This is a genomic window from Pseudomonas sp. L13 (assembly GCF_009935965.1).
In the GTDB taxonomy this organism is placed as follows: Bacteria; Pseudomonadota; Gammaproteobacteria; order Pseudomonadales; family Pseudomonadaceae; genus Aquipseudomonas; species Aquipseudomonas lactis.
Genome location: NZ_QODJ01000004.1, coordinates 57,349 through 75,345 on the forward strand (window position 1 = coordinate 57,349; position 17,997 = coordinate 75,345).

21 protein-coding genes are annotated in these 17,997 nt (G+C 61.6%); 6 read left to right on the forward strand and 15 right to left on the reverse strand.

Annotated elements, in window-relative coordinates; translation table 11 throughout:
• Window positions 1–6: 6 nt before the first annotated feature.
• Entirely contained in the window at window positions 7–1,287 is a 1,281-nt protein-coding gene (gene serS, locus DK871_RS04115) for a serine--tRNA ligase (protein ID WP_047711147.1), read from the forward strand.
• Window positions 1,288–2,682 carry a siroheme synthase CysG gene (cysG, locus tag DK871_RS04120; protein ID WP_003192077.1) on the forward strand — a complete coding sequence of 465 codons (1,395 nt, stop codon included), beginning with the start codon at window positions 1,288–1,290 and terminating at the stop codon, window positions 2,680–2,682.
• 125 nt (window positions 2,683–2,807) lie between these two features.
• On the opposite strand, the gene DK871_RS04125 is transcribed toward cysG, so the two are convergent.
• The 6 genes from DK871_RS04125 to tusD form a co-directional block, all read right to left on the reverse strand.
• Window positions 2,808–3,803 carry a glutathione S-transferase family protein gene (locus DK871_RS04125; RefSeq protein WP_161904067.1) on the reverse strand — a complete coding sequence of 332 codons (996 nt, stop codon included), beginning with the start codon at window positions 3,801–3,803 and terminating at the stop codon, window positions 2,808–2,810.
• An 88-nt stretch (window positions 3,804–3,891) separates the two neighbouring features.
• The gene (locus tag DK871_RS04130) at window positions 3,892–4,893 is read right to left on the reverse strand and encodes a glycosyl transferase family protein (protein ID WP_161904068.1); all 1,002 of its coding nucleotides are present in this window, start codon (window positions 4,891–4,893) and stop codon (window positions 3,892–3,894) included.
• Window positions 4,890–5,225 (reverse strand): TusE/DsrC/DsvC family sulfur relay protein, encoded by a 336-nt coding sequence (locus tag DK871_RS04135; protein WP_161904069.1) that lies wholly within the window; start codon window positions 5,223–5,225, stop codon window positions 4,890–4,892. Before DK871_RS04135 ends, DK871_RS04130 begins: the two co-directional genes overlap by 4 nt.
• Window positions 5,222–5,500, reverse strand: a complete 279-nt coding sequence (tusB, locus tag DK871_RS04140; RefSeq protein WP_003192071.1) for a sulfurtransferase complex subunit TusB — start codon at window positions 5,498–5,500, stop codon at window positions 5,222–5,224. The genes DK871_RS04135 and tusB overlap by 4 nt, the downstream gene beginning before the upstream one ends.
• Window positions 5,500–5,850 carry a sulfurtransferase complex subunit TusC gene (gene tusC / locus DK871_RS04145; protein WP_161904070.1) on the reverse strand — a complete coding sequence of 117 codons (351 nt, stop codon included), beginning with the start codon at window positions 5,848–5,850 and terminating at the stop codon, window positions 5,500–5,502. Before tusC ends, tusB begins: the two co-directional genes overlap by 1 nt.
• A gap of 1 nt (window position 5,851) precedes the next feature.
• Complete coding sequence (gene tusD / locus DK871_RS04150; protein ID WP_161904071.1) at window positions 5,852–6,244, reverse strand: sulfurtransferase complex subunit TusD; 393 nt, start codon at window positions 6,242–6,244, stop codon at window positions 5,852–5,854.
• Between the two features lie 157 nt (window positions 6,245–6,401).
• Here tusD and DK871_RS04155 point away from each other — a divergent pair, with 157 nt between their 5' ends.
• A complete protein-coding gene (locus tag DK871_RS04155; RefSeq protein ID WP_161904072.1) occupies window positions 6,402–7,577 on the forward strand; it encodes a CaiB/BaiF CoA-transferase family protein in 1,176 nt (391 codons plus the stop codon).
• 94 nt (window positions 7,578–7,671) lie between these two features.
• Here DK871_RS04155 and DK871_RS04160 read toward each other — a convergent pair whose 3' ends face one another.
• Both DK871_RS04160 and DK871_RS04165 read right to left on the reverse strand, forming a co-directional pair.
• Window positions 7,672–8,166 (reverse strand): SprT family zinc-dependent metalloprotease, encoded by a 495-nt coding sequence (locus DK871_RS04160; protein ID WP_003192067.1) that lies wholly within the window; start codon window positions 8,164–8,166, stop codon window positions 7,672–7,674.
• Window positions 8,167–8,294: 128 nt separating this feature from the next.
• The gene (locus tag DK871_RS04165) at window positions 8,295–8,897 is read right to left on the reverse strand and encodes a Yip1 family protein (RefSeq protein WP_003192065.1); all 603 of its coding nucleotides are present in this window, start codon (window positions 8,895–8,897) and stop codon (window positions 8,295–8,297) included.
• A gap of 362 nt (window positions 8,898–9,259) precedes the next feature.
• Here DK871_RS04165 and ttcA point away from each other — a divergent pair, with 362 nt between their 5' ends.
• Together ttcA and DK871_RS04175 are read left to right on the forward strand one after the other, a co-directional pair.
• A complete protein-coding gene (ttcA, locus tag DK871_RS04170; protein ID WP_003192064.1) occupies window positions 9,260–10,084 on the forward strand; it encodes a tRNA 2-thiocytidine(32) synthetase TtcA in 825 nt (274 codons plus the stop codon).
• Between the two features lie 67 nt (window positions 10,085–10,151).
• Window positions 10,152–10,823, forward strand: coding sequence for a DNA-3-methyladenine glycosylase I (locus tag DK871_RS04175; protein ID WP_034127867.1), 672 nt, complete (start codon window positions 10,152–10,154; stop codon window positions 10,821–10,823).
• Window positions 10,824–10,936: 113 nt separating this feature from the next.
• On the opposite strand, the gene DK871_RS04180 is transcribed toward DK871_RS04175, so the two are convergent.
• Genes DK871_RS04180 through arsC form a run of 3 tightly spaced genes read right to left on the reverse strand, consistent with a single transcriptional unit; the run spans window position 10,937 to window position 12,289 of the window.
• Window positions 10,937–11,341, reverse strand: a complete 405-nt coding sequence (locus DK871_RS04180) for a DUF2069 domain-containing protein (protein WP_161904073.1) — start codon at window positions 11,339–11,341, stop codon at window positions 10,937–10,939.
• Window positions 11,325–11,939 carry an NAD(P)H:quinone oxidoreductase gene (gene wrbA, locus DK871_RS04185; RefSeq protein WP_014718885.1) on the reverse strand — a complete coding sequence of 205 codons (615 nt, stop codon included), beginning with the start codon at window positions 11,937–11,939 and terminating at the stop codon, window positions 11,325–11,327. The genes DK871_RS04180 and wrbA overlap by 17 nt, the downstream gene beginning before the upstream one ends.
• Window positions 11,936–12,289: an arsenate reductase (glutaredoxin) gene (gene arsC / locus DK871_RS04190; RefSeq protein ID WP_161904074.1), complete on the reverse strand. Its 354-nt coding sequence runs from the start codon at window positions 12,287–12,289 to the stop codon at window positions 11,936–11,938. The genes wrbA and arsC overlap by 4 nt, the downstream gene beginning before the upstream one ends.
• Before the next feature lie 115 nt (window positions 12,290–12,404).
• On the opposite strand from arsC, the gene DK871_RS04195 reads away from it, so the two are divergent.
• A complete protein-coding gene (locus tag DK871_RS04195; RefSeq protein WP_003192057.1) occupies window positions 12,405–12,866 on the forward strand; it encodes a TlpA disulfide reductase family protein in 462 nt (153 codons plus the stop codon).
• A 132-nt stretch (window positions 12,867–12,998) separates the two neighbouring features.
• Here the strand turns inward: DK871_RS04195 and DK871_RS04200 are convergent, their stop codons facing one another.
• The 4 genes from DK871_RS04200 to DK871_RS04215 all read right to left on the reverse strand — a co-directional run bounded on the left by DK871_RS04200 (window position 12,999) and on the right by DK871_RS04215 (window position 17,797).
• A complete protein-coding gene (locus tag DK871_RS04200; protein ID WP_161904075.1) occupies window positions 12,999–13,403 on the reverse strand; it encodes an META domain-containing protein in 405 nt (134 codons plus the stop codon).
• A complete protein-coding gene (locus DK871_RS04205) occupies window positions 13,400–13,840 on the reverse strand; it encodes a hypothetical protein (RefSeq protein ID WP_161904076.1) in 441 nt (146 codons plus the stop codon). The genes DK871_RS04200 and DK871_RS04205 overlap by 4 nt, the downstream gene beginning before the upstream one ends.
• A gap of 71 nt (window positions 13,841–13,911) precedes the next feature.
• Window positions 13,912–14,901: a 2-hydroxyacid dehydrogenase gene (locus tag DK871_RS04210; protein ID WP_161904077.1), complete on the reverse strand. Its 990-nt coding sequence runs from the start codon at window positions 14,899–14,901 to the stop codon at window positions 13,912–13,914.
• Between the two features lie 142 nt (window positions 14,902–15,043).
• Window positions 15,044–17,797 (reverse strand): response regulator, encoded by a 2,754-nt coding sequence (locus DK871_RS04215; RefSeq protein ID WP_161904078.1) that lies wholly within the window; start codon window positions 17,795–17,797, stop codon window positions 15,044–15,046.
• Window positions 17,798–17,997: the final 200 nt, after the last annotated feature.

Sequence of the window (17,997 nt, forward strand, 5' to 3'; positions counted from 1 at the left end):
ACCGACATGCTCGATTCCAAACTGTTACGTAGCAACCTTCAGGACGTAGCGGACCGCCTGGCATCCCGTGGCTTTGCCTTGGATGTTGCGCGCATCGAAGCGCTGGAAGAACAGCGCAAGACCGTCCAGACCCGCACCGAAGCACTGCAGGCTGAACGTAATGCGCGCTCCAAGTCCATCGGCCAGGCCAAGCAGCGCGGCGAAGACATCGCGCCGTTGATGGCGGATGTCGAGCGCATGGGCACTGAGCTGTCCGACGGCAAAATCGAGCTGGAAGGCATTCAGACCCAATTGGATTCGATCCTGCTGGGCATTCCGAACCTGCCCCACGAATCCGTGCCGGTCGGCGAAGACGAAGACGGCAACGTCGAAGTGCGCCGCTGGGGCACGCCGAAAACCTTCGATTTCGAGATCAAGGACCACGTCGCCCTGGGCGAGTTGACCGGTGGCCTGGATTTTGAAACCGCGGCAAAAATGTCCGGCGCACGCTTTGCCTTGCTGCGCGGCCCAATTGCGCGCATGCACCGTGCCCTGGCGCAGTTCATGATCAACCTGCACACCGGCGAACACGGTTACGAAGAAGCCTACACCCCGTACCTGGTTCAGGCACCGGCGCTGATGGGCACCAGCCAGCTGCCGAAATTCGAAGAAGACCTGTTCAAGATCAGCCGCGACGGCGAAGCCGACCTGTACCTGATCCCGACGGCCGAAGTGTCGCTGACCAATATCGTCGCCGGCGAAATCCTCGACGCCAAGCAACTGCCGTTGAAGCTGGTTGCCCACAGCCCGTGCTTCCGCAGCGAAGCCGGCGCTTCGGGTCGGGACACCCGCGGCATGATCCGCCAGCACCAGTTCGACAAGGTCGAGATGGTGCAGGTGGTCGAGCCTTCGACCTCCATGGACGCCCTGGAAGGCCTGACTGCCAACGCCGAGCGCGTGCTGCAGCTGCTGGAGCTGCCGTACCGCGTACTGGCCCTGTGCACGGGCGACATGGGCTTCAGCGCCGTGAAAACCTACGACCTGGAAGTGTGGGTGCCGAGCCAGGACAAATACCGCGAGATTTCGTCGTGCTCCAACTGCGGTGACTTCCAGGCCCGTCGCATGCAGGCGCGTTTCCGCAACCCGGAAACCGGCAAGCCGGAGCTGGTGCACACCCTCAACGGTTCGGGCCTGGCCGTAGGCCGTACCCTGGTGGCCGTGTTGGAAAACTACCAGCAGGCGGACGGTTCGATCCGTGTACCTGAGGTGCTCAAGCCGTACATGGCGGGCGTTGAGGTCATCCGCTAAATGGAATTTCTGCCGCTGTTTCATAACCTGCGCGGCAGTCGTGTGTTGGTCGTCGGTGGTGGGGAGATTGCCTTGCGCAAATCCCGACTGCTGGCCGACGCCGGCGCGGTGTTGCGGGTGGTTGCTCCCCAGATCGAAAGCCAGCTGCGTGAGCTGGTGCTGGGCAGTGGCGGGGAACTGATGTTGCGCGGTTATCAGGAGGCCGACCTGGACGGTTGCACCCTGATTATCGCGGCCACCGACGATGAGCCACTGAATGCGCAAGTGTCCAGTGATGCCAAGCGTCGCTGCGTGCCGGTCAATGTGGTGGATGCGCCAGCCTTGTGCAGCGTGATCTTCCCGGCGATTGTCGACCGTTCGCCCTTGGTGATTGCCGTCTCCAGCGGCGGTGACGCGCCGGTACTGGCGCGCCTGATCCGCGCCAAGCTGGAAACCTGGATTCCTTCGACCTACGGTCAACTGGCTGGCCTGGCCGCGCGTTTTCGGGCTCAGGTCAAAGGGTTGTACCCGGATGTGCAGCAACGCCGGGCGTTCTGGGAAGAAGTGTTCCAGGGCCCGATTGCCGACCGCCAGTTGGCCGGGCAGGGCGAGGAGGCCGAGCGCCTGTTGATCGAAAAGGTCAATGGCGCGCCGCCTTATGCGCCCGGTGAGGTGTACCTGGTGGGCGCGGGCCCGGGCGACCCGGATTTGCTGACCTTCCGCGCATTGCGCCTGATGCAGCAAGCCGACGTGGTGCTGTACGACCGTTTGGTGGCGCCGGCGATTCTGGAGCTGTGCCGTCGGGATGCCGAGCGCGTGTACGTCGGCAAGCGTCGCGCCGATCACGCGGTGCCCCAGGACCAGATCAACCAGCAACTGGTCGACCTGGCCAAGCAAGGCAAGCGCGTGCTGCGTCTCAAGGGGGGGGACCCGTTCATCTTTGGTCGTGGTGGCGAAGAGATCGAAGAGTTGGCGGCCCACGGCATCCCGTTCCAGGTGGTACCGGGCATCACCGCAGCCAGTGGTTGCGCGGCTTATGCCGGGATTCCGCTGACGCATCGCGACTATGCCCAATCGGTGCGCTTCATCACCGGCCACCTGAAGAACAATACCTCGGATCTGCCCTGGCAGGATCTGGTCGGGCCGTCGCAGACCCTGGTGTTCTACATGGGCTTGATTGGCTTGCCGATTATTTGCGAGCAGTTGATCAAGCACGGGCGTGCCGCAGATACCCCAGCGGCGCTGATCCAGCAGGGCACCACGTCCAACCAGCGCGTGTTCACCGGCACCCTGGCCGACCTGCCGCGCATGGTGGCGGAGCATGAAGTGCATGCGCCGACATTGGTGATTGTGGGTGAGGTGGTGGTGTTGCGTGAAAAGCTCAAGTGGTTCGAGGGCGCCCAGTCCCAAGTCTGAACGACTGACCCACTGTAGGAGCGAGCTTGCTCGCGAAAAACTCAAGGACGCCAAGGGCTAACTGATAGCGCTGCGTTATCGTTGGCGCTCTTCGCGAGCAAGCTCGCTCCTACAGGCGGTTTACGTCAGCTCCAGACACCTTTGCCGGGCAATGTATGGCGATCATGCTCGCTCTCAAACCCCTGCAACGGCCCCTTCGGCACAATCCCCGTCGGGTTGATCGTGCGATGGCTGGCATAGTAATGCCCTTTGATATGCTCGAAATCCACCGTCTCGGCCACGCCTGGCCACTGATACATCTCCCTTAGCCAGTTCGACAAGTTCGCATAGTCGGCAATCCGCCGCAGGTTGCATTTGAAGTGGCTGTAATACACCGCATCAAAACGAATCAGCGTGGTGAACAGTCGCACATCGGCTTCGGTCAGGTACTCACCGGCCAGATAACGATGCCTGCCCAGGTGCTGTTCCAGATGATCCAGCTCGGCAAACACATCATCAAACGCGCTTTCATACGCCTGTTGTGAGGTGGCGAAGCCTGCGCGGTACACGCCGTTGTTCACGGCGGGGTAGATGCGTTCGTTGAGGGCGTCGATGGTCGGGCGCAGGGCTTGGGGGTAGAAATCCAGGGTGTTGCCGGTCAGTTCATTGAACGCACTGTTGAACATGCGGATGATCTCTGCCGATTCATTGCTGACGATGCGCTTGAGCTGTTTATCCCACAGCACCGGCACGGTGACGCGCCCGGTGTAGTCGGCGGTATCGGCGGTGTAGCGCTGGTGCATGAAGTTGAAGCCGTCGAGTTTGTCGCCGCTGGAGCCGTGGGCCTTGTCGAAGGTCCAGCCGTTTTCCAGCATCAGCCAACTGACCACCGAGACGTCGATCAGGCTTTCCAGGCCTTTGAGCTTGCGCAGGATCAAGGTGCGGTGCGCCCACGGGCAGGCGAGAGACACATAGAGGTGATAGCGGCCGGCCTCGGCCTGAAAGCCGCCTTCGCCACTCGGGCCTGGCGCGCCATCGGCGGTCACCCAGTTGCGGCGTTGTGCCTGTTCCCGTTGGAAAGCGCCATCGGCGCTACTTTCGTACCACTGGTCTTTCCACTGTCCTTCGATCAATAAACCCATGACTGGCTCCTTGGCTGATAAGCGTTGGAGCCCAGTCTAAAGGGATGAGTTCGAACTAAAAGCGCAAAGAACCGGCGTGAATGATCGATTAAATCGATTTATCCCGTGCGTCCCAGTACTGTTGGGCCAATTCGAACGCCTGTTGCCGTGGGTGGCCAAGGCCGCGCAGGGCCAACGCCATGGTGGCGATCAACGCCAGTTGCGGGTAGCTGTCTTCAACGTCGCCGCGCCACAGCGCTTTGAGGTGCTCGGGCTCAAGCGTTGCTGGCTTGACGTGGCGCTGGTCGGAGAGGGCGGGCCACTCTTCGTCCCAGCTCTGGCCGCCAGTGGTGCCATACAGATGACTGAGGGTGTCGGGGTTGATCTCGATCTCACCGCCGTCGCCCTTGACCACAATCACGTTGTCACCCAGCAGGCCGCTGGCATCACGATGCACGCCCTGGTAACCGGGGTGGAAAATGCTTTGCAGGCCACAGCGCGCATTCAGTGGGTTGAGCAGGCGCGCCAGGGAATGGATAGGCGAACGCAGGCCCAGGGTGTTGCGCAAGTCGATCATGCGTTGCAACTGTGGCGCCCAATCACCCAGCGGGATAAACGCCAGGTTGCCGTGGGCAAATGTGCTTTCGACCTGCTGCCAATCGCGGCACAGCGGGATGTTCAAGCTGTCCAGCAATTGTTCGGTGTACAAGCGCCCCGCGGTGTGGGCGCCGCCGCCGTGCATCAGGATGCGCACGCCGTTCTGTGCCAGGCATTTGGCTGCCAGCAGGAACCACGGCAGGTGGCGCTTTTTACCGGCGTAGGTCGGCCAGTCGATGTCCACGTTCAACGCAGGTGCGTGCAGGCGCTCACGGACCGCTTCGGTGAAGCCGGCGAGCTCTTCCGGGCTTTCTTCCTTGTGGCGCAGCAGCATCAGGAAGGCGCCGAGCTGGGTGTCCTCGACCTTTTCGTCGAGCAGCATACCCATGGCTTCCCGCGCTTCCTCACGGGTGAGGTTGCGCGCGCCGCGCTTGCCTTTGCCGAGGATGCGCACGAACTGCGCAAAGGGATGCTCTTGGGGCGTTACGAGAGTCAGGGGGGCAAAGTCGGTCATAAGCAATTCGTCGGCCTGGGCAGGCCCGCCAGTTTGGCGGCGAGTTTGGCGGGAGTGCCGTTGAACAGTTTGTTGAGGTGCAGGCTGTTGCCCTTCTGCGGGCCGAGCTTCAAGGCGGTGTACTTGATCAGCGGGCGCGTGGCGGGGGACAACTGGAATTCGGTGTAGAACTGGCGCAGCAGGGCGAGGATCTCCCAGTGATCCGGAGTCAGCTCCAAGGCTTCGGCAGCGGCCAGGGCATTGGCCACTTCATCGGACCAGTCGTTGAGGTCGACAAGGTAGCCGTCCTTGTCCAGTTCCAGGGTGCGTGCGCCGACGGTCAGGGTGTTCATAGCCAAGTGTTGACCTTGTCGTAGTCGATCGACAATTGCACGAAGCCTGGGTAGTCGACGCTGTCAGCCCAGTCGGGCAGCGGCAGGTTGCGCGCCTGCATGTCTTCGGCCAACACAAACACCTTCACGCCTCTGGTTTGAAGCGCGGGCGTGTGCAGGCCGTAGGCGCCGTCACCACACAGCAGGATTGCGTCCTCGGCGCCACAGAGGCGCAGGCAGCTGTCGAGGCGGCTGTCAGTAAAAGGGGAATGAGACACCACATGGAGAGTCGACATCAGAGGGTAATCACCTGGTCGTAACGGTCAATCAGCTGGGAAATGGCTTGGCTGCCGAGCGCCTGCGCGTGGGCAGGCGGCGGCAACCCGCGTGCAGACAGGCTATGGCTGCACGCGAACACGTCGTCAATGCCGAACAGGCCCAGGGCCTGCAGATTGGCACTCAGGTCTTTCTGTTGCACGGCTTTGGCGGCTTGGTTCGGCGCCAGTTGGAACACGCCGTCATCCAGGAACAGCAGGCCAATAGGCAGATCGAACGCGCCACCGGCCAGCACGATATCCAGCGCTTCCCGCGCACTCGGCCCGGACCACGGGGCCTGGCGGCTGATCACCAACAAGGATTTGGACATGTCACGGCCCTCCAAAACAGATCAGGCGGTCGGCGTCCTGGATTGCGTCATGCAATTGGCCCAGGCCCGACAACGCCCAGGGGGCTTCCAGGTTGACCGCGCTGCGTTGATAGCGCGCAGCTTCCTCGGCATTCAGCACGCCCCGGCGCAGGGCGGCGGCGATGCACACCACGCCGTCGAGTTGGTGCTGGCTGACAAACTCGCGCCATTGGCGCGCAATGTCTTGCTCATCCTGGGGCGCGACGATGTTAGTGGACGCGCTGTACACGCCGTCCTGGTAGAAAAACAGCCGCACAATCTCATGCCCGCCAGCCAGCGCCGCCTGGGCGAACAACAGGGCGCGGCGCGAAGAGGGCGCGTGGGCGGCGCTATACAGTGCAATCGCAAACTTCATGGAAGACTCTGCCAACAAACGTCGGCCAATGATAAAGCCGCCGCCGCGAAAAAGCCCGCCGTGATCAAAACGGTCACTGTGGTTGATTGTTCTGACGATTGCCGGCAGGCGCCTGGCTGCCTAGTCTGTGGGTATTCGCAACCCAACTGGAGTCCCTATGTCAGGTCCCTTGGCGTCCCTTAAAGTGTTGGATTTTTCCACCTTGTTGCCCGGCCCGTTTGCCTCCTTGATGCTGGCGGACATGGGCGCCGAGGTGCTGCGTATCGAATCGCCCACGCGGATGGACTTGTTGCGGGTATTGCCGCCCCATGATCGTGGCACCTCGGCCAGCCATGCCTACCTCAACCGCAACAAGCGCAGCCTGGCCCTGGACCTCAAGCAGGCCGAGGCGCTGGAGATCGTGCGTGAGTTGGTCAAGGGCTATGACATCCTGCTCGAACAGTTCCGCCCCGGTGTCATGGAGCGCCTGGGCCTAGGCTATGAGGCGCTGAAGGCGATCAACCCGCGGCTGATTTATGTGTCGATCACCGGCTACGGCCAGACCGGCCCCTATAAGGACCGCGCCGGGCACGATATCAACTACCTGGCGTTGGCCGGCGTGGCCAGCCATACCGGGCGCCAGGACACCGGGCCGTTGCCGCTGGGCGTACAACTGGCGGATGTGGCGGGCGGTTCGCTGCATGCCGTGGTGGGCTTGCTGGCGGCGGTGATTGCCAGGCAGCAGAGCGGGGTGGGGCAGTACCTGGATGTGAGCATGACCGATTGCTCGTTCAGCCTGAACGCCATGGCCGGGGCCGGTTACCTGGCTTGCGGGGTCGAGCCTGGGTGGGAGAACCATGTGCTCAATGGCGCAAGTTTCTATGACTACTACCGCACACGCGATGGGCGCTGGATGTCGGTGGGCAGTTTGGAACCGGGGTTTATGCAGCAGCTGTGCGCGGCCCTGGGACGTCCGGAACTGGCGGCACACAGCGTGACGCCCGAGCTGCAAGGCGTGCTCAAGCAGGCGCTGCAGATAGAGTTTGAGAAGCGCAGTTTTGACCAGTTGTGTGAGTTGTTTGCCGGGGTGGATGCCTGTGTGGAGCCGGTGTTGAGTTTGAGCGAAGCGGTGGAGCATCCACAGTTGAAGGCGCGGGAGTTGGTCAGCCAGGTGCCCCGGGGGGATGGCTCGACACAAGCGCAATTGGCCTGCCCGCTGAAGTTCTCCGAGGGGTTGCCGGCGCCCAGGCATATTGGGGTGGCGGTAGGGGCGCACAGTGATGAGGTGTTGGTGGAGTTGGGGATCAGTGCGCAGCGGATAGAGGCATTGCGCCAGGCCAAGGTTGTGGTTTGACTGAAAGGGCGCTTTCGCAGGCAAGCCAGCTCCCACATTTTGGATTGTGTTCACAGTTCCAAATGTGGGAGCTGGCTTGCCTGCGATGAGGCCCTCATTCCACCCGAGTTTCCCCGGTGAACACCAAGGTCTGCCGACACCGCCGACACAAATACCGCCGGCCCTGATTCACCAGCCCATGGCGCTGCGGTGAAAACGGAAAATCACTGTCCGCACACGGGCAGCGGTAAATATAGCGAGTCACCTGCCGGCGCTTGACCTCATAGGTATGGCAACGGTCGGGCGGCAGTTCGTACACCCCGCGCATGATCAGCTGCCATTCCTCGCCATGGGGCTGGATACGCTCGCCAAACAACTGGTGAGCAATCAGGTGGGCCACTTCGTGGGCCACGGTCTGCTTGAGAAAGTGTTGGCTGTTTTCACGGTACAACTGAGGGTTGAAGCGCAGCAGGTTCTCGTGCAAATGCGCGACACCGGCTTTCTGGCCCCGTAGCTTGAGGCTGACCTGGGGGCGTTTGAAGCTTCGTTTGAAAAAGGATTCGGCTTGCAGGAAACAATCTTCGACGCGGGTATTGAGTTGCTCGGGCATGCTGTACATATCTCCAGAGACGCCCAGTATGCCGCAAAGTTGGGTGTTTCCGAATCTGTCAGGCGCCGAATGGTCATGCATAACGCACAAAGCCACCTTGCGGTGGCCTTGCCTGCGGGTTTTTTCGGTCAACTGGTGTAGATCGGCCCGACGCCCAGGCCCCAGACGATCACGGTAAAGGCCATGATCGCCACCAACACCACCAGGCCCACGGCCAGTACCGAACTGGAAAACAGGAAGCCTTCATCCGGGTCGATACTCATGAAGGTTGGCAGCCCCACATACAGCAGGTACACCGTGTAGCAGATCGCCGCCGTGCCCACGACCATACCCAGCCACATATGCGGGTAGAGCGCCGCCAGCCCGCCGATAAACAAAGGTGTGGCGGTGTAAGTGGCAAACGCCACGCAGCGGGCCATGCTTGGGCTGGCGTCGTAGGTGCGAGCCATCCAGTGAATGAACGCGCCCATCACGGCTACGCCGCACAGCATGGCCGCGTAGGACATGAGGGTCATCCACAGCGCGCTTTCCTGGGTCAGCATCACCGGTGCGCGGTTGCCGATGACCCAGCCGACCTGAGTGGTGCCGATAAAGGCGGAAATGGCGGGGATCGCCGCGAGAATCAGGGTATGAGTGAGGTACATGTGGCCGATGCTTTCTTCTTTATCGCCACGAATTTCCCGCCATTCCTGGTCGGGATGGGTAAACAGCCCCACGACGTGATGGATCATGCCAGTCACTCCTGTCGTTATTACCATCGCCCCCCATCGGAGCGCCCACGGGCCAAATGGCCTGAAAGGTCTGGATAGATGTGCGACCTCAAGTCGCAGTATAGAAAGGGATGACCGGAATAACCGTAGGGCCTTTAGAGCAAATTGCGCTGTAAACACGGGCGCTAATCGCGGTGCGGTCTGTCAGGATTCATGCGATCCAGTGTGGGAGCTGGCTTGCCTGCGATGGCGGCCTGTCAGGACCTCAGGTGTTGACTGGCACACCGCTATCGCAGGCAAGCCAGCTCCCACATTGGAACTCCGTCAGTCTTACCGGTAAAATGCTGCGCTTTTCGTCACACACCTTTGCGGATCCAAGCGCCATGGGCACTCTTACAGTCAACCAGAACAAACTGCAAAAACGCCTGCGTCGCCTGGCCGGTGAAGCGGTCGCCGATTTCAATATGATCGAGGACGGCGACAAGGTCATGGTCTGCCTCTCCGGCGGCAAAGACAGCTACACCATGCTCGACGTATTGCTGCACCTGCAAAAGGTCGCACCGATCAAGTTCGAAATCGTGGCGGTCAACATGGACCAGAAGCAACCCGGTTTCCCCGAGCATGTGCTGCCGGCCTACCTGAAAGAACTGGGCGTCGAGTACCACATCGTCGAGAAAGACACCTACTCGGTGGTCAAGGAACTGATCCCGGAAGGCAAGACCACCTGCTCACTGTGCTCGCGCCTGCGCCGTGGCACGCTCTACACCTTTGCCGATGAGATCGGCGCGACCAAGATGGCCCTGGGTCATCACCGCGATGACATCGTTGAAACGTTCTTTCTCAATATGTTCTTCAACGGCTCGCTCAAGGCCATGCCGCCCAAGCTGCGTGCCGATGATGGGCGCAACGTGGTGATCCGCCCGCTGGCGTATTGCAACGAGAAGGACATCCAGGCTTACTCCGACTTCAAGCAATTCCCGATCATCCCGTGCAACCTGTGTGGCTCCCAGGAAAACCTGCAGCGCCAGGTGGTCAAGGACATGCTGGTGGACTGGGAGCGCAAGACCCCAGGGCGTACCGAAAGTATCTTCCGCAGCCTGCAAAACGTAATCCCGTCGCAGTTGGCCGACCGCAACCTGTTCGACTTCACCAGCCTGAAAATCGACGAGACCGCCGCATCGCGTTTCGTCAACGTAGTGAACCTCTGAGTCTTCCCGAGGCTCTAGTACACGGCGCTTGCGGGCGCCGTTTTCAATTCGACTGACAGGAGAGGGCATGCGCGATTACAAGTGGCTGCACGAATATTGTCTGAACCGCTTCGGTTCGGCGGCCAAGCTGGAAGCCCATCTGCCGGTGCCCAAGACCCCGGCGCAATTGCGCAAGATCACCGATGACCGTTACCTGTCGACCTTGGCGCTGCGGGTGTTTCGCGCCGGTTTGAAGCACAGCGTGGTCGATGCCAAATGGCCGGCGTTCGAGCAGGTGTTCTTCGGCTTCGACCCGGAAAAAGTCGTGCTAATGGGCGCCGAGCATCTGGAGCGGCTGATGCAGGACACACGCATCATCCGCCACCTGGGCAAGCTCAAGAGTGTGCCGCGCAACGCGCAGATGATCCTGGATATCGAGCAGGAAAAAGGCAGCTTCGGCGCGTTTATCGCTGATTGGCCGGTGACTGACATCGTTGGGCTCTGGAAGTACCTGAGCAAGCACGGCCACCAGCTGGGTGGGCTGTCGGCGCCGCGCTTCCTGCGCATGGTCGGCAAGGACACCTTTGTGCCAAGCGATGACGTGGTGGCGGCGCTGAATGCGCAGAAGATCGTCGACAAGGCCCCGACCAGCCTGCGCGATTTGGCGACGGTGCAGGGCGCCTTCAACCAGTGGCACGCCGAGAGTGGGCGGCCGATGTGTCAGTTGTCGATGATGTTGGCCTATACCGTCAACCATTGACCACTGTAGGAGCGAGCTTGCTCGCGAAGAACTTGAGGTCGACGCGTTAAACCAGCTTGAGCGCGTTATCGTTGACGATCTTCGCGAGCAAGCTCGCTCCTACAGGGAGTGGGTCAATCTGCCAGTCGCCGGTTCAGCTGATGCCGCCAACGCACATACAGCAACGCCGTACAAAACACCGCCAGGCTCGCCAACATTTCCAGCACACCGAACCACTGGCGGTTCGGGTCGTACGCCGCCAGTGCGCCCTTGATGAAATACAGGTTCACCACAAAGCACATCCACGAATGCCCGCGTGCGCTGCCCATCAGCATGCCTGGCGCGAGTATCAGCAGCGGCACCAGCTCGATCAACAGGATGACCCACGGGCGCGCCCCATGCAGGTCGGCGACAAACAGGTAATAGCCACACAACAAGCCCACCAGGCCCGAAAACGCCAGCAGGCTCAGCGCGCGTCCCACCTTGACCCGCGGCTCCAGCCACTCCCGTGGCGGCAGGACCTTAGGCTTCCTGGCCACGGCCGTTCTCCAACAGCGTGGCGGTCTTGGCCAGGCGCAGGCCCAGGGCCCGGCACAGGGTGATTTCATGTTGGTCGAGCATGCGCTTGCCGTCTGGCCCGGAATGGTGGCTGGCGCCATACGGCGTGCCGCCGCCCTGGGTGTCGAGCAGTGCCTGTTCGCTGTAGGGCAGGCCGGTGATCAGCATGCCGTGGTGCAGCAGCGGCAGCAGCATCGACATCAGCGTGGTTTCCTGGCCGCCATGCAGGCTGGCGGTGGAGGTGAATACGCCGGCCGGCTTGCCCACCAAAGCGCCGGTGAGCCACAGGTTGCTGGTGCCATCGAGGAAGTACTTGAGTGGCGCGGCCATGTTGCCGAACCGGGTCGGGCTGCCCAGGGCCAGGCCCGAGCAATGCTTCAGGTCATCCAGGCTGGCATACAGCGCACCCTCGTCGGGAATGCTCGGCGCCACCGCTTCGCACTCGGTGGAAATCGCCGGCACGGTGCGCAGCCGCGCTTCCATGCCGCCTTGCTCGATACCGCGGGCAATTTGCCGGGCCATCTCGCTCACCGAGCCGTTGCGGCTGTAATACAACACCAGCACATAGGGCGTAGTCACGGCAGGATCTCCAGCACGTTCTCGGGCGGGCGGCCAATGATGGCTTTGTCGGCAGTTTCCAGGATCGGACGCTCCATCAGCTTGGGATGGGCGGCGATGGCGGCGATCAGTTTCGCTTCGCTCAAGCTGGCGTCGGCCAGGTTCAGGGTTTTGTATTCGTCTTCACCGGTGCGCAGCAGTTGGCGTGCGCTGATCCCCAGTTTTTTCAGCAAGGCCTTGATTTGCGCGGCATCCAGCGGGGTTTCCAGGTAGCGCACGACGGTCGGGGTGAGGCCGCGGGCTTCCAGCAGTTCCAGCGCACCGCGGGATTTCGAGCAGCGCGGGTTGTGATAAAGCGTCAGATCGGTCATGTGCGGGTCGCATCTTGCGTAAGGTGGCGGGTATTCTACCTGCGCTGGCGCCTGTCCTTAAACCGTAAGAGGCGATAGGCCGCAGTCAACGTTCATTTTTGCGAAGGAATACCCCATGACAAGGCGACTGATCGGTGCATTGGCGATCATCACAACCCTGCTGCTCAGCGGCTGCGGTAACGATTACGGCGTTGACCAATATGGCCAGAAAGTGGCGGCCGAACGTTTGGACAAACAGTGGCTGGTGGTCAACTACTGGGCCGAATGGTGTGGCCCGTGCCGCACGGAAATCCCCGAGCTCAATGCCCTGGCAGAACAGTTGAAAGGCCAGAATGTCGGGGTGTTCGGCGTCAACTTCGACAATGTGCAGGGTGAAGAGCTCAAGGCCGCCAGCGACAAGCTGGGGATCAAGTTCACGGTACTGGCCCAGAACCCGGACGGGATTTTCGAGATTCCGCGCAGCGAGGCCTTGCCGGTGACCTACATCATCGACGACAAGGGCAAGGTGCGTGAGCAGTTGATGGGTGAGCAGACGGCGGAAGGGGTGTTGGCCAAGCTCAAGGCCCTGAAAGGCTAAAACTGTGGGAGCTGACTTGCCTGCGAAGGTATCGACTCGGTGTGCCTGAATCACCGAGTTGTCCGCATCGCAGGCAAGCCAGCTCCTACAGAACCAGAGGACACCGCGTTAATACAGGAGAGTGCGCCTAGATCAGCCTTCTTCGAGCCACAGGCGGATCGGCTTGCCTTCGGCCGGCCAGAACCGCGTCTGCTCGATCGGTGAGATGTCCCAGCGCTGTACGCTTTGCAGGGCCTGGAAGAAGCGATGCTCTTGCTCCATCAGGGCCTCGGCGCACATTTTTCGGGTGCTGCCGACGGGGCCGAAGCTGAGCTTGTCGCCGTCGACGGTGTACGGCGCAAACCAGTGGTTACAGCCGCCATTGCCATAGGCGCGGCCATCGGCGCCCAAGGTGACGGTCAGGTGCGCGTAGTCCATCAACGGTCGCTCACCGATCCATTCCACTACGTAGCTGTGGTCGCGCTCGAGCTTGGCGCCATCGGCGGCGCAGCCTGCCAGGCTCATGCTGATTGCGGCGAGCAGCAGCCGGCCTTTCATTGCGCGGCCTGCTGGCATTTCGGACAGCGGTGCTTGTCGCCTTCGCTGGCCCAGCCCAGTTCTTTGATACGCGCATTGGCAGCCGGTTGCAGGGGGGGCTTGGTCAGCTTGGTTTCTACCGCGAATTCAAACTCCAGCACGGCGTCGCAGCTGTCGCAGTTGACCTTCCAGGTGTGAATTTCCAGTTCGCCGAACTTCGGCCCTTGGGCCATGGCGACCCACTGGCCCGCCGGGCGGATGGAGTAGCGTGCGTCACCTTCGACGGTCAGGCGCATCGACAGGGTTTTACTGCCGCGCAGGCTGACGATCAGGACGTCGCCATGTTTGATCGAACCACCGTTGCCGGTGACCTGATAACGGCCCGGCACCAGGGCGCGGCATTCGATCAGGGTGTGTTGCGGGCTCAGCAAGCTGAAGCGGAAATCGTGTTCGGCCATGGATCCTCCAAATAGGCGCGGCATCCTATCACGGGTGCCGGCCTATCATGAGCCTGGTATGTGACCGCTGATCATCCCTCGACCAGGTTCTGCGCCCGACCATCGGCCCACGCGGCAATGTTGGCCAGCGTGGTGCCGGCAATCGCCGCCAGGGCCTCACGGGTGAGGAAGGCCTGGTGCGCGGTGATGATCACATTGGGGAAGGTCAGCAGGCGGGCGAGCACGTCGTCTTGCAGGGGTAGGTCCGAGCGGTCCTCGAAAAACAACTGGGCTTCTTCTTCGTAGACGTCCAGCCCCAGGTAACCCAACTGGCCAACCTTGAGTGCTTCGATCAGTGCCGGCGTATCGACCAGGCCACCGCGCCCGGTGTTGATCAGCATCGCGCCGGGTTGCATCTGCGCGAGCGACCGGGCATTGATCAGGTGTTTGCTGTCGGCGGTCAGCGGGCAGTGCAGGCTGATGATCTGCGCCTCGGCCAATAGTTCAGGCAGGCTTACGTAGCGGGCCCCGAGGTCCTGCACCTGCGAGTTGGGGAAGGGGTCGTAGGCCAGCAACTGACAGCCGAACCCGGCCATGATCTTGGCGAAGGTCGCGCCGATTTGCCCGGTGCCGACCACGCCGACCGTTTTGCCGACCAGATCGAAACCGGTCAGCCCGTGCAGGCTGAAATCACCGTCGCGGGTGCGGTTGTAGGCACGGTGCAGGCGACGGTTGAGGGCCAGAATCAGCGCGACGGCGTGCTCGGCCACCGCGTGGGGCGAATAGGCGGGCACGCGTACGATGGTCAGGCCCAGGCGCTGGGCGGCGGGCAAGTCGACATGGTTGTAGCCCGCCGAGCGCAGGGCAATCAGGCGCGTGCCGCCCTTGGCTAGCTGTTCCAGCACAGGGGCGCTGAGGTCGTCGTTGATAAAGGCGCAGACCACCTCGTGGTGTTCGGCCAGGGGCACGGTATCGAGGTTCAGGCGTGCCGGTTGGAACTGCAGTTCGATGCCAGCCGGCAGCGGTTCGCCGAGGAAACTCTCGCGGTCGTAGGTTTGGCTGCTGAAGAGAATGACGCGCATTAAAAAGGCTCTCTGCAATGACAGAATAGATACGTACCTGTAGGAGCGAGCTTGCTCGCGAAAAACGTCAACGATAACGCGTTCATTCTGGTTTAACGCGGTGTTCTCTGGTTTTTCGCGAGCAAGCTCGCTCCTACAGTAGTCAGGCGCTGACTCTGGCTTCACTGGCCAACCGTGCAATCGCCATGTCCAGTTCGTCCAGCGCAGCCATGGCCTTGGCGTCATCCTGCTTGAGCAGGGTTTCGGCGCGCTGGCAGGCCGCCCGCAATTGCGGTACGCCACAATAGCGGGTGGCGCCGTGCAGGCGGTGAACGCGTTCGATCAAGGCATGGTTGTCATTGGCTTCGCGGGCGACGGTAATCGCCAGGCGATCAGCCTCCAGGGAGGCCAGCAGCATGGCGAGCATATCGGCGGCCAGGTCGGCCTTGTTGGCGGCCAGGCGCAGGCCTTCTTCGTGGTCGAGTACCAAGAGCTGCACGCCCTGGGCCGCACCTTCGTGGGTGCGCTCCGGGCCTTGGTTACGCAGCGCCAGGCCGGTCCATTTCAACACCACCTGGGCCAACTGCCGCTCGCTGATGGGTTTGGTCAGGTAGTCGTCCATACCGCTTTGCAGCAGGGCGCGTTTTTCGTTGGCCATGGCGTGAGCCGTGAGGGCCACCACCGGCAGCGGCGTGCCGTGGCGCTCGCTTTCCCACTGGCGGATCGCCTCGGTGCTCTGGCGGCCATCCATGCCGGGCATTTGCACGTCCATCAACACCAGATCGAAAGTTTCCTGCTTTACGGCGTCGACCGCCGCGTAACCGCTTTCCACCGCCTGCACCTTGGCCCCCATGTCTTCCAACAGGGTTTGCACCAGCAGCAGGTTGGCCGGGTTGTCGTCCACGCACAGCACCCGTGGCGCACGGCTGGACAACGGCTCACCGGGTTCGCTGCGCGAAGGGCGCGGGCTGATCAGGTCGGCCAGGGAGCGGCGCAGCTTGCGCGTACAGGCGGGCTTGGCCTGCAATTGGCTGTTGGGGTTGGGCACCGATTGGTTGAACAGCATCTGCTCGGTGGTCGGGCACAGCACCAGCACCTTGCAGCCCAGGTGTTCAAGGTCCCACAGGTGTTGATTGAGGCGTTCGGGCGGAATGTCATTGGCTGTGACACCGAGCACCGCCAGGCTGATAGCCTGTTCGGTCTGGTGGGCACTGGTGATGCCGTTGGTCAGGCTTTCCAGAGTATTGAAAGGCGTGACTTCCAGGCCGCAGTCTTCCAACTGATGTTGCAGGGCCTGGCGCGCCAGTTCGTGGTTTTCCAGCACGGCCACACGCCGCCCCAGCAGCGGTGCGGCGGGCAGGTCTTCGACGTCGTCACGGGTTTTGGGCAGGTTCAGGCTGATCCAGAATTCGGAGCCTTCACCCGGCGTGCTGTCGACGCCGATCTCGCCGCCCATCTGCTCGATCAACCGCTTGGAAATCACCAGGCCCAAACCGGTGCCGCCGGGCTGGCGCGACAGCGAGTTGTCGGCCTGGCTGAATGCCTGGAACAGGGCGCGCACATCCTGGTTGGACAGGCCAATGCCGGTGTCTTGCACACTGATGCGCAATTGCACGCTGTCTTCCTGCTCGTCCTCGATCATTGCCCGGGCCACAATGGTGCCTTCGCGGGTGAACTTGATCGCATTGCTGATCAGGTTGGTCAGGATCTGCTTGAGCCGCAGCGGGTCGCCCACCAATGCCAGTGGCGTGTCGCGGTACACCAGGCTCACCAGTTCGAGCTGCTTGGCATGCGCGGCGGGAGCGAGGATGGTCAAGGTGTCTTGCAGCAAGTCACGCAGGTTGAAAGGCACGCTGTCGAGCACCAGTTTGCCGGCTTCAATCTTCGAGAAATCGAGGATTTCGTTGATGATGCCCAGCAAGTTATCCGCAGACTTTTCGATAGTGCCCAGGTAATCCAACTGGCGCGGCGACAGCTCGCTTTTTTGCAGCAAATGAGTAAAGCCGAGGATGCCGTTGAGCGGCGTGCGGATCTCATGGCTCATGTTGGCCAGGAACTCGGACTTGATACGGCTGGCTTCCAGGGCTTCCTTGCGGGCCAGGTCCAGCTCGATGTTCTGGATCTCGATGGTTTCCAGGTTCTGGCGCACGTCTTCGGTGGCCTGGTCGATACTGTGTTGCAGCTCTTCCTGGGCATTTTGCAGGGTTTCGGCCATGCGGTTGATGCCCGACGCGAGTTGGTCCAACTCCTGGCTGCCCAAGGGAGGCAAGCGTGTCTCCAGGTTGCCGTCCTTGAGTTGGGCCACCGCTTGCTTGATCTTGCCAATCGGCGAATTGATGGTGCGGCTGATACGCAGGGCGAGGGCGGCGGTGCACATCAGGCCGATGGCGATCAGCAGCAAGCTGGCGAACAGGCTGCGATAGCCACGCAGCAACATGCCATTGTGAGACAGCTCCACTTCGACCCAACCCAGCAGGCGGTCGGCCTCATCGGGAATCAACTCGCCCGCCAGGTTGCGATGACGGCCAAACACCGGCAGTAAATAGCGGGTGGCGTCGCTGCCGGTGCGCTGCAACAGGTGTGAACTGTTGCCGGTGGGCGGCTGGTTGAGCATGGTCGGGCCGGCGTGGGCCAGGGAAGAGCGGTCTGGCGCCAGGAACGAAACGGCGCGCACATCCGGCTGCTCCAGGGACTGGGTCGCGATGCGCTCCAGCAGGTCGGTGTTGTTGTGACCCAAGGCAGGTGCCACCAAGGGTGCCAATTGTTCGGCGATCATTTCGCCGCGTTGCAGCAACTGGGTCTGCAACTCCGAGAGCTGCATCCAGGTGAAATAGCCGCCCAACAACAGCGCCATCAGGCTGGTCGGTAATAAGGTCAGCAACAGTACGCGGCCTTTTATCCCCATTCTTCTAAGCACGCCACTCTCCTGCTACCACGTTGTTATCAAATATCCACGCCGGCATCCGGCCCGCGCCACCTGCGCAGTGTAGCCATTTGCGCGGCCTGGAATCTTGCAAATTAATGACATGCGGCAATCTTCGGGCCATTCGGCGCCGGGTGGCGATTGCCTGTGAACGTTTAATCTTGAATAATCAGTGATTGAGAATGACTTGCAGA

Coding starts and splice junctions, on each gene's coding strand:
- DK871_RS04210 (WP_161904077.1), bottom strand. CDS start 14,901: ATGCGCGTCATTCTCTTCAGCAGCCAAACCTACGACCGCGAGAGTTTC.
- DK871_RS04160 (WP_003192067.1), bottom strand. CDS start 8,166: ATGCCCGAGCAACTCAATACCCGCGTCGAAGATTGTTTCCTGCAAGCC.
- DK871_RS04205 (WP_161904076.1), bottom strand. CDS start 13,840: ATGGCCGAACACGATTTCCGCTTCAGCTTGCTGAGCCCGCAACACACC.
- tusD (WP_161904071.1), bottom strand. CDS start 6,244: ATGAAGTTTGCGATTGCACTGTATAGCGCCGCCCACGCGCCCTCTTCG.
- DK871_RS04200 (WP_161904075.1), bottom strand. CDS start 13,403: ATGAAAGGCCGGCTGCTGCTCGCCGCAATCAGCATGAGCCTGGCAGGC.
- DK871_RS04195 (WP_003192057.1), top strand. CDS start 12,405: ATGACAAGGCGACTGATCGGTGCATTGGCGATCATCACAACCCTGCTG.
- arsC (WP_161904074.1), bottom strand. CDS start 12,289: ATGACCGATCTGACGCTTTATCACAACCCGCGCTGCTCGAAATCCCGC.
- DK871_RS04135 (WP_161904069.1), bottom strand. CDS start 5,225: ATGAACACCCTGACCGTCGGCGCACGCACCCTGGAACTGGACAAGGAC.
- DK871_RS04155 (WP_161904072.1), top strand. CDS start 6,402: ATGTCAGGTCCCTTGGCGTCCCTTAAAGTGTTGGATTTTTCCACCTTG.
- tusC (WP_161904070.1), bottom strand. CDS start 5,850: ATGTCCAAATCCTTGTTGGTGATCAGCCGCCAGGCCCCGTGGTCCGGG.
- DK871_RS04130 (WP_161904068.1), bottom strand. CDS start 4,893: ATGACCGACTTTGCCCCCCTGACTCTCGTAACGCCCCAAGAGCATCCC.
- cysG (WP_003192077.1), top strand. CDS start 1,288: ATGGAATTTCTGCCGCTGTTTCATAACCTGCGCGGCAGTCGTGTGTTG.
- DK871_RS04125 (WP_161904067.1), bottom strand. CDS start 3,803: ATGGGTTTATTGATCGAAGGACAGTGGAAAGACCAGTGGTACGAAAGT.
- DK871_RS04165 (WP_003192065.1), bottom strand. CDS start 8,897: ATGATCCATCACGTCGTGGGGCTGTTTACCCATCCCGACCAGGAATGG.
- ttcA (WP_003192064.1), top strand. CDS start 9,260: ATGGGCACTCTTACAGTCAACCAGAACAAACTGCAAAAACGCCTGCGT.
- DK871_RS04175 (WP_034127867.1), top strand. CDS start 10,152: ATGCGCGATTACAAGTGGCTGCACGAATATTGTCTGAACCGCTTCGGT.
- tusB (WP_003192071.1), bottom strand. CDS start 5,500: ATGTCGACTCTCCATGTGGTGTCTCATTCCCCTTTTACTGACAGCCGC.
- serS (WP_047711147.1), top strand. CDS start 7: ATGCTCGATTCCAAACTGTTACGTAGCAACCTTCAGGACGTAGCGGAC.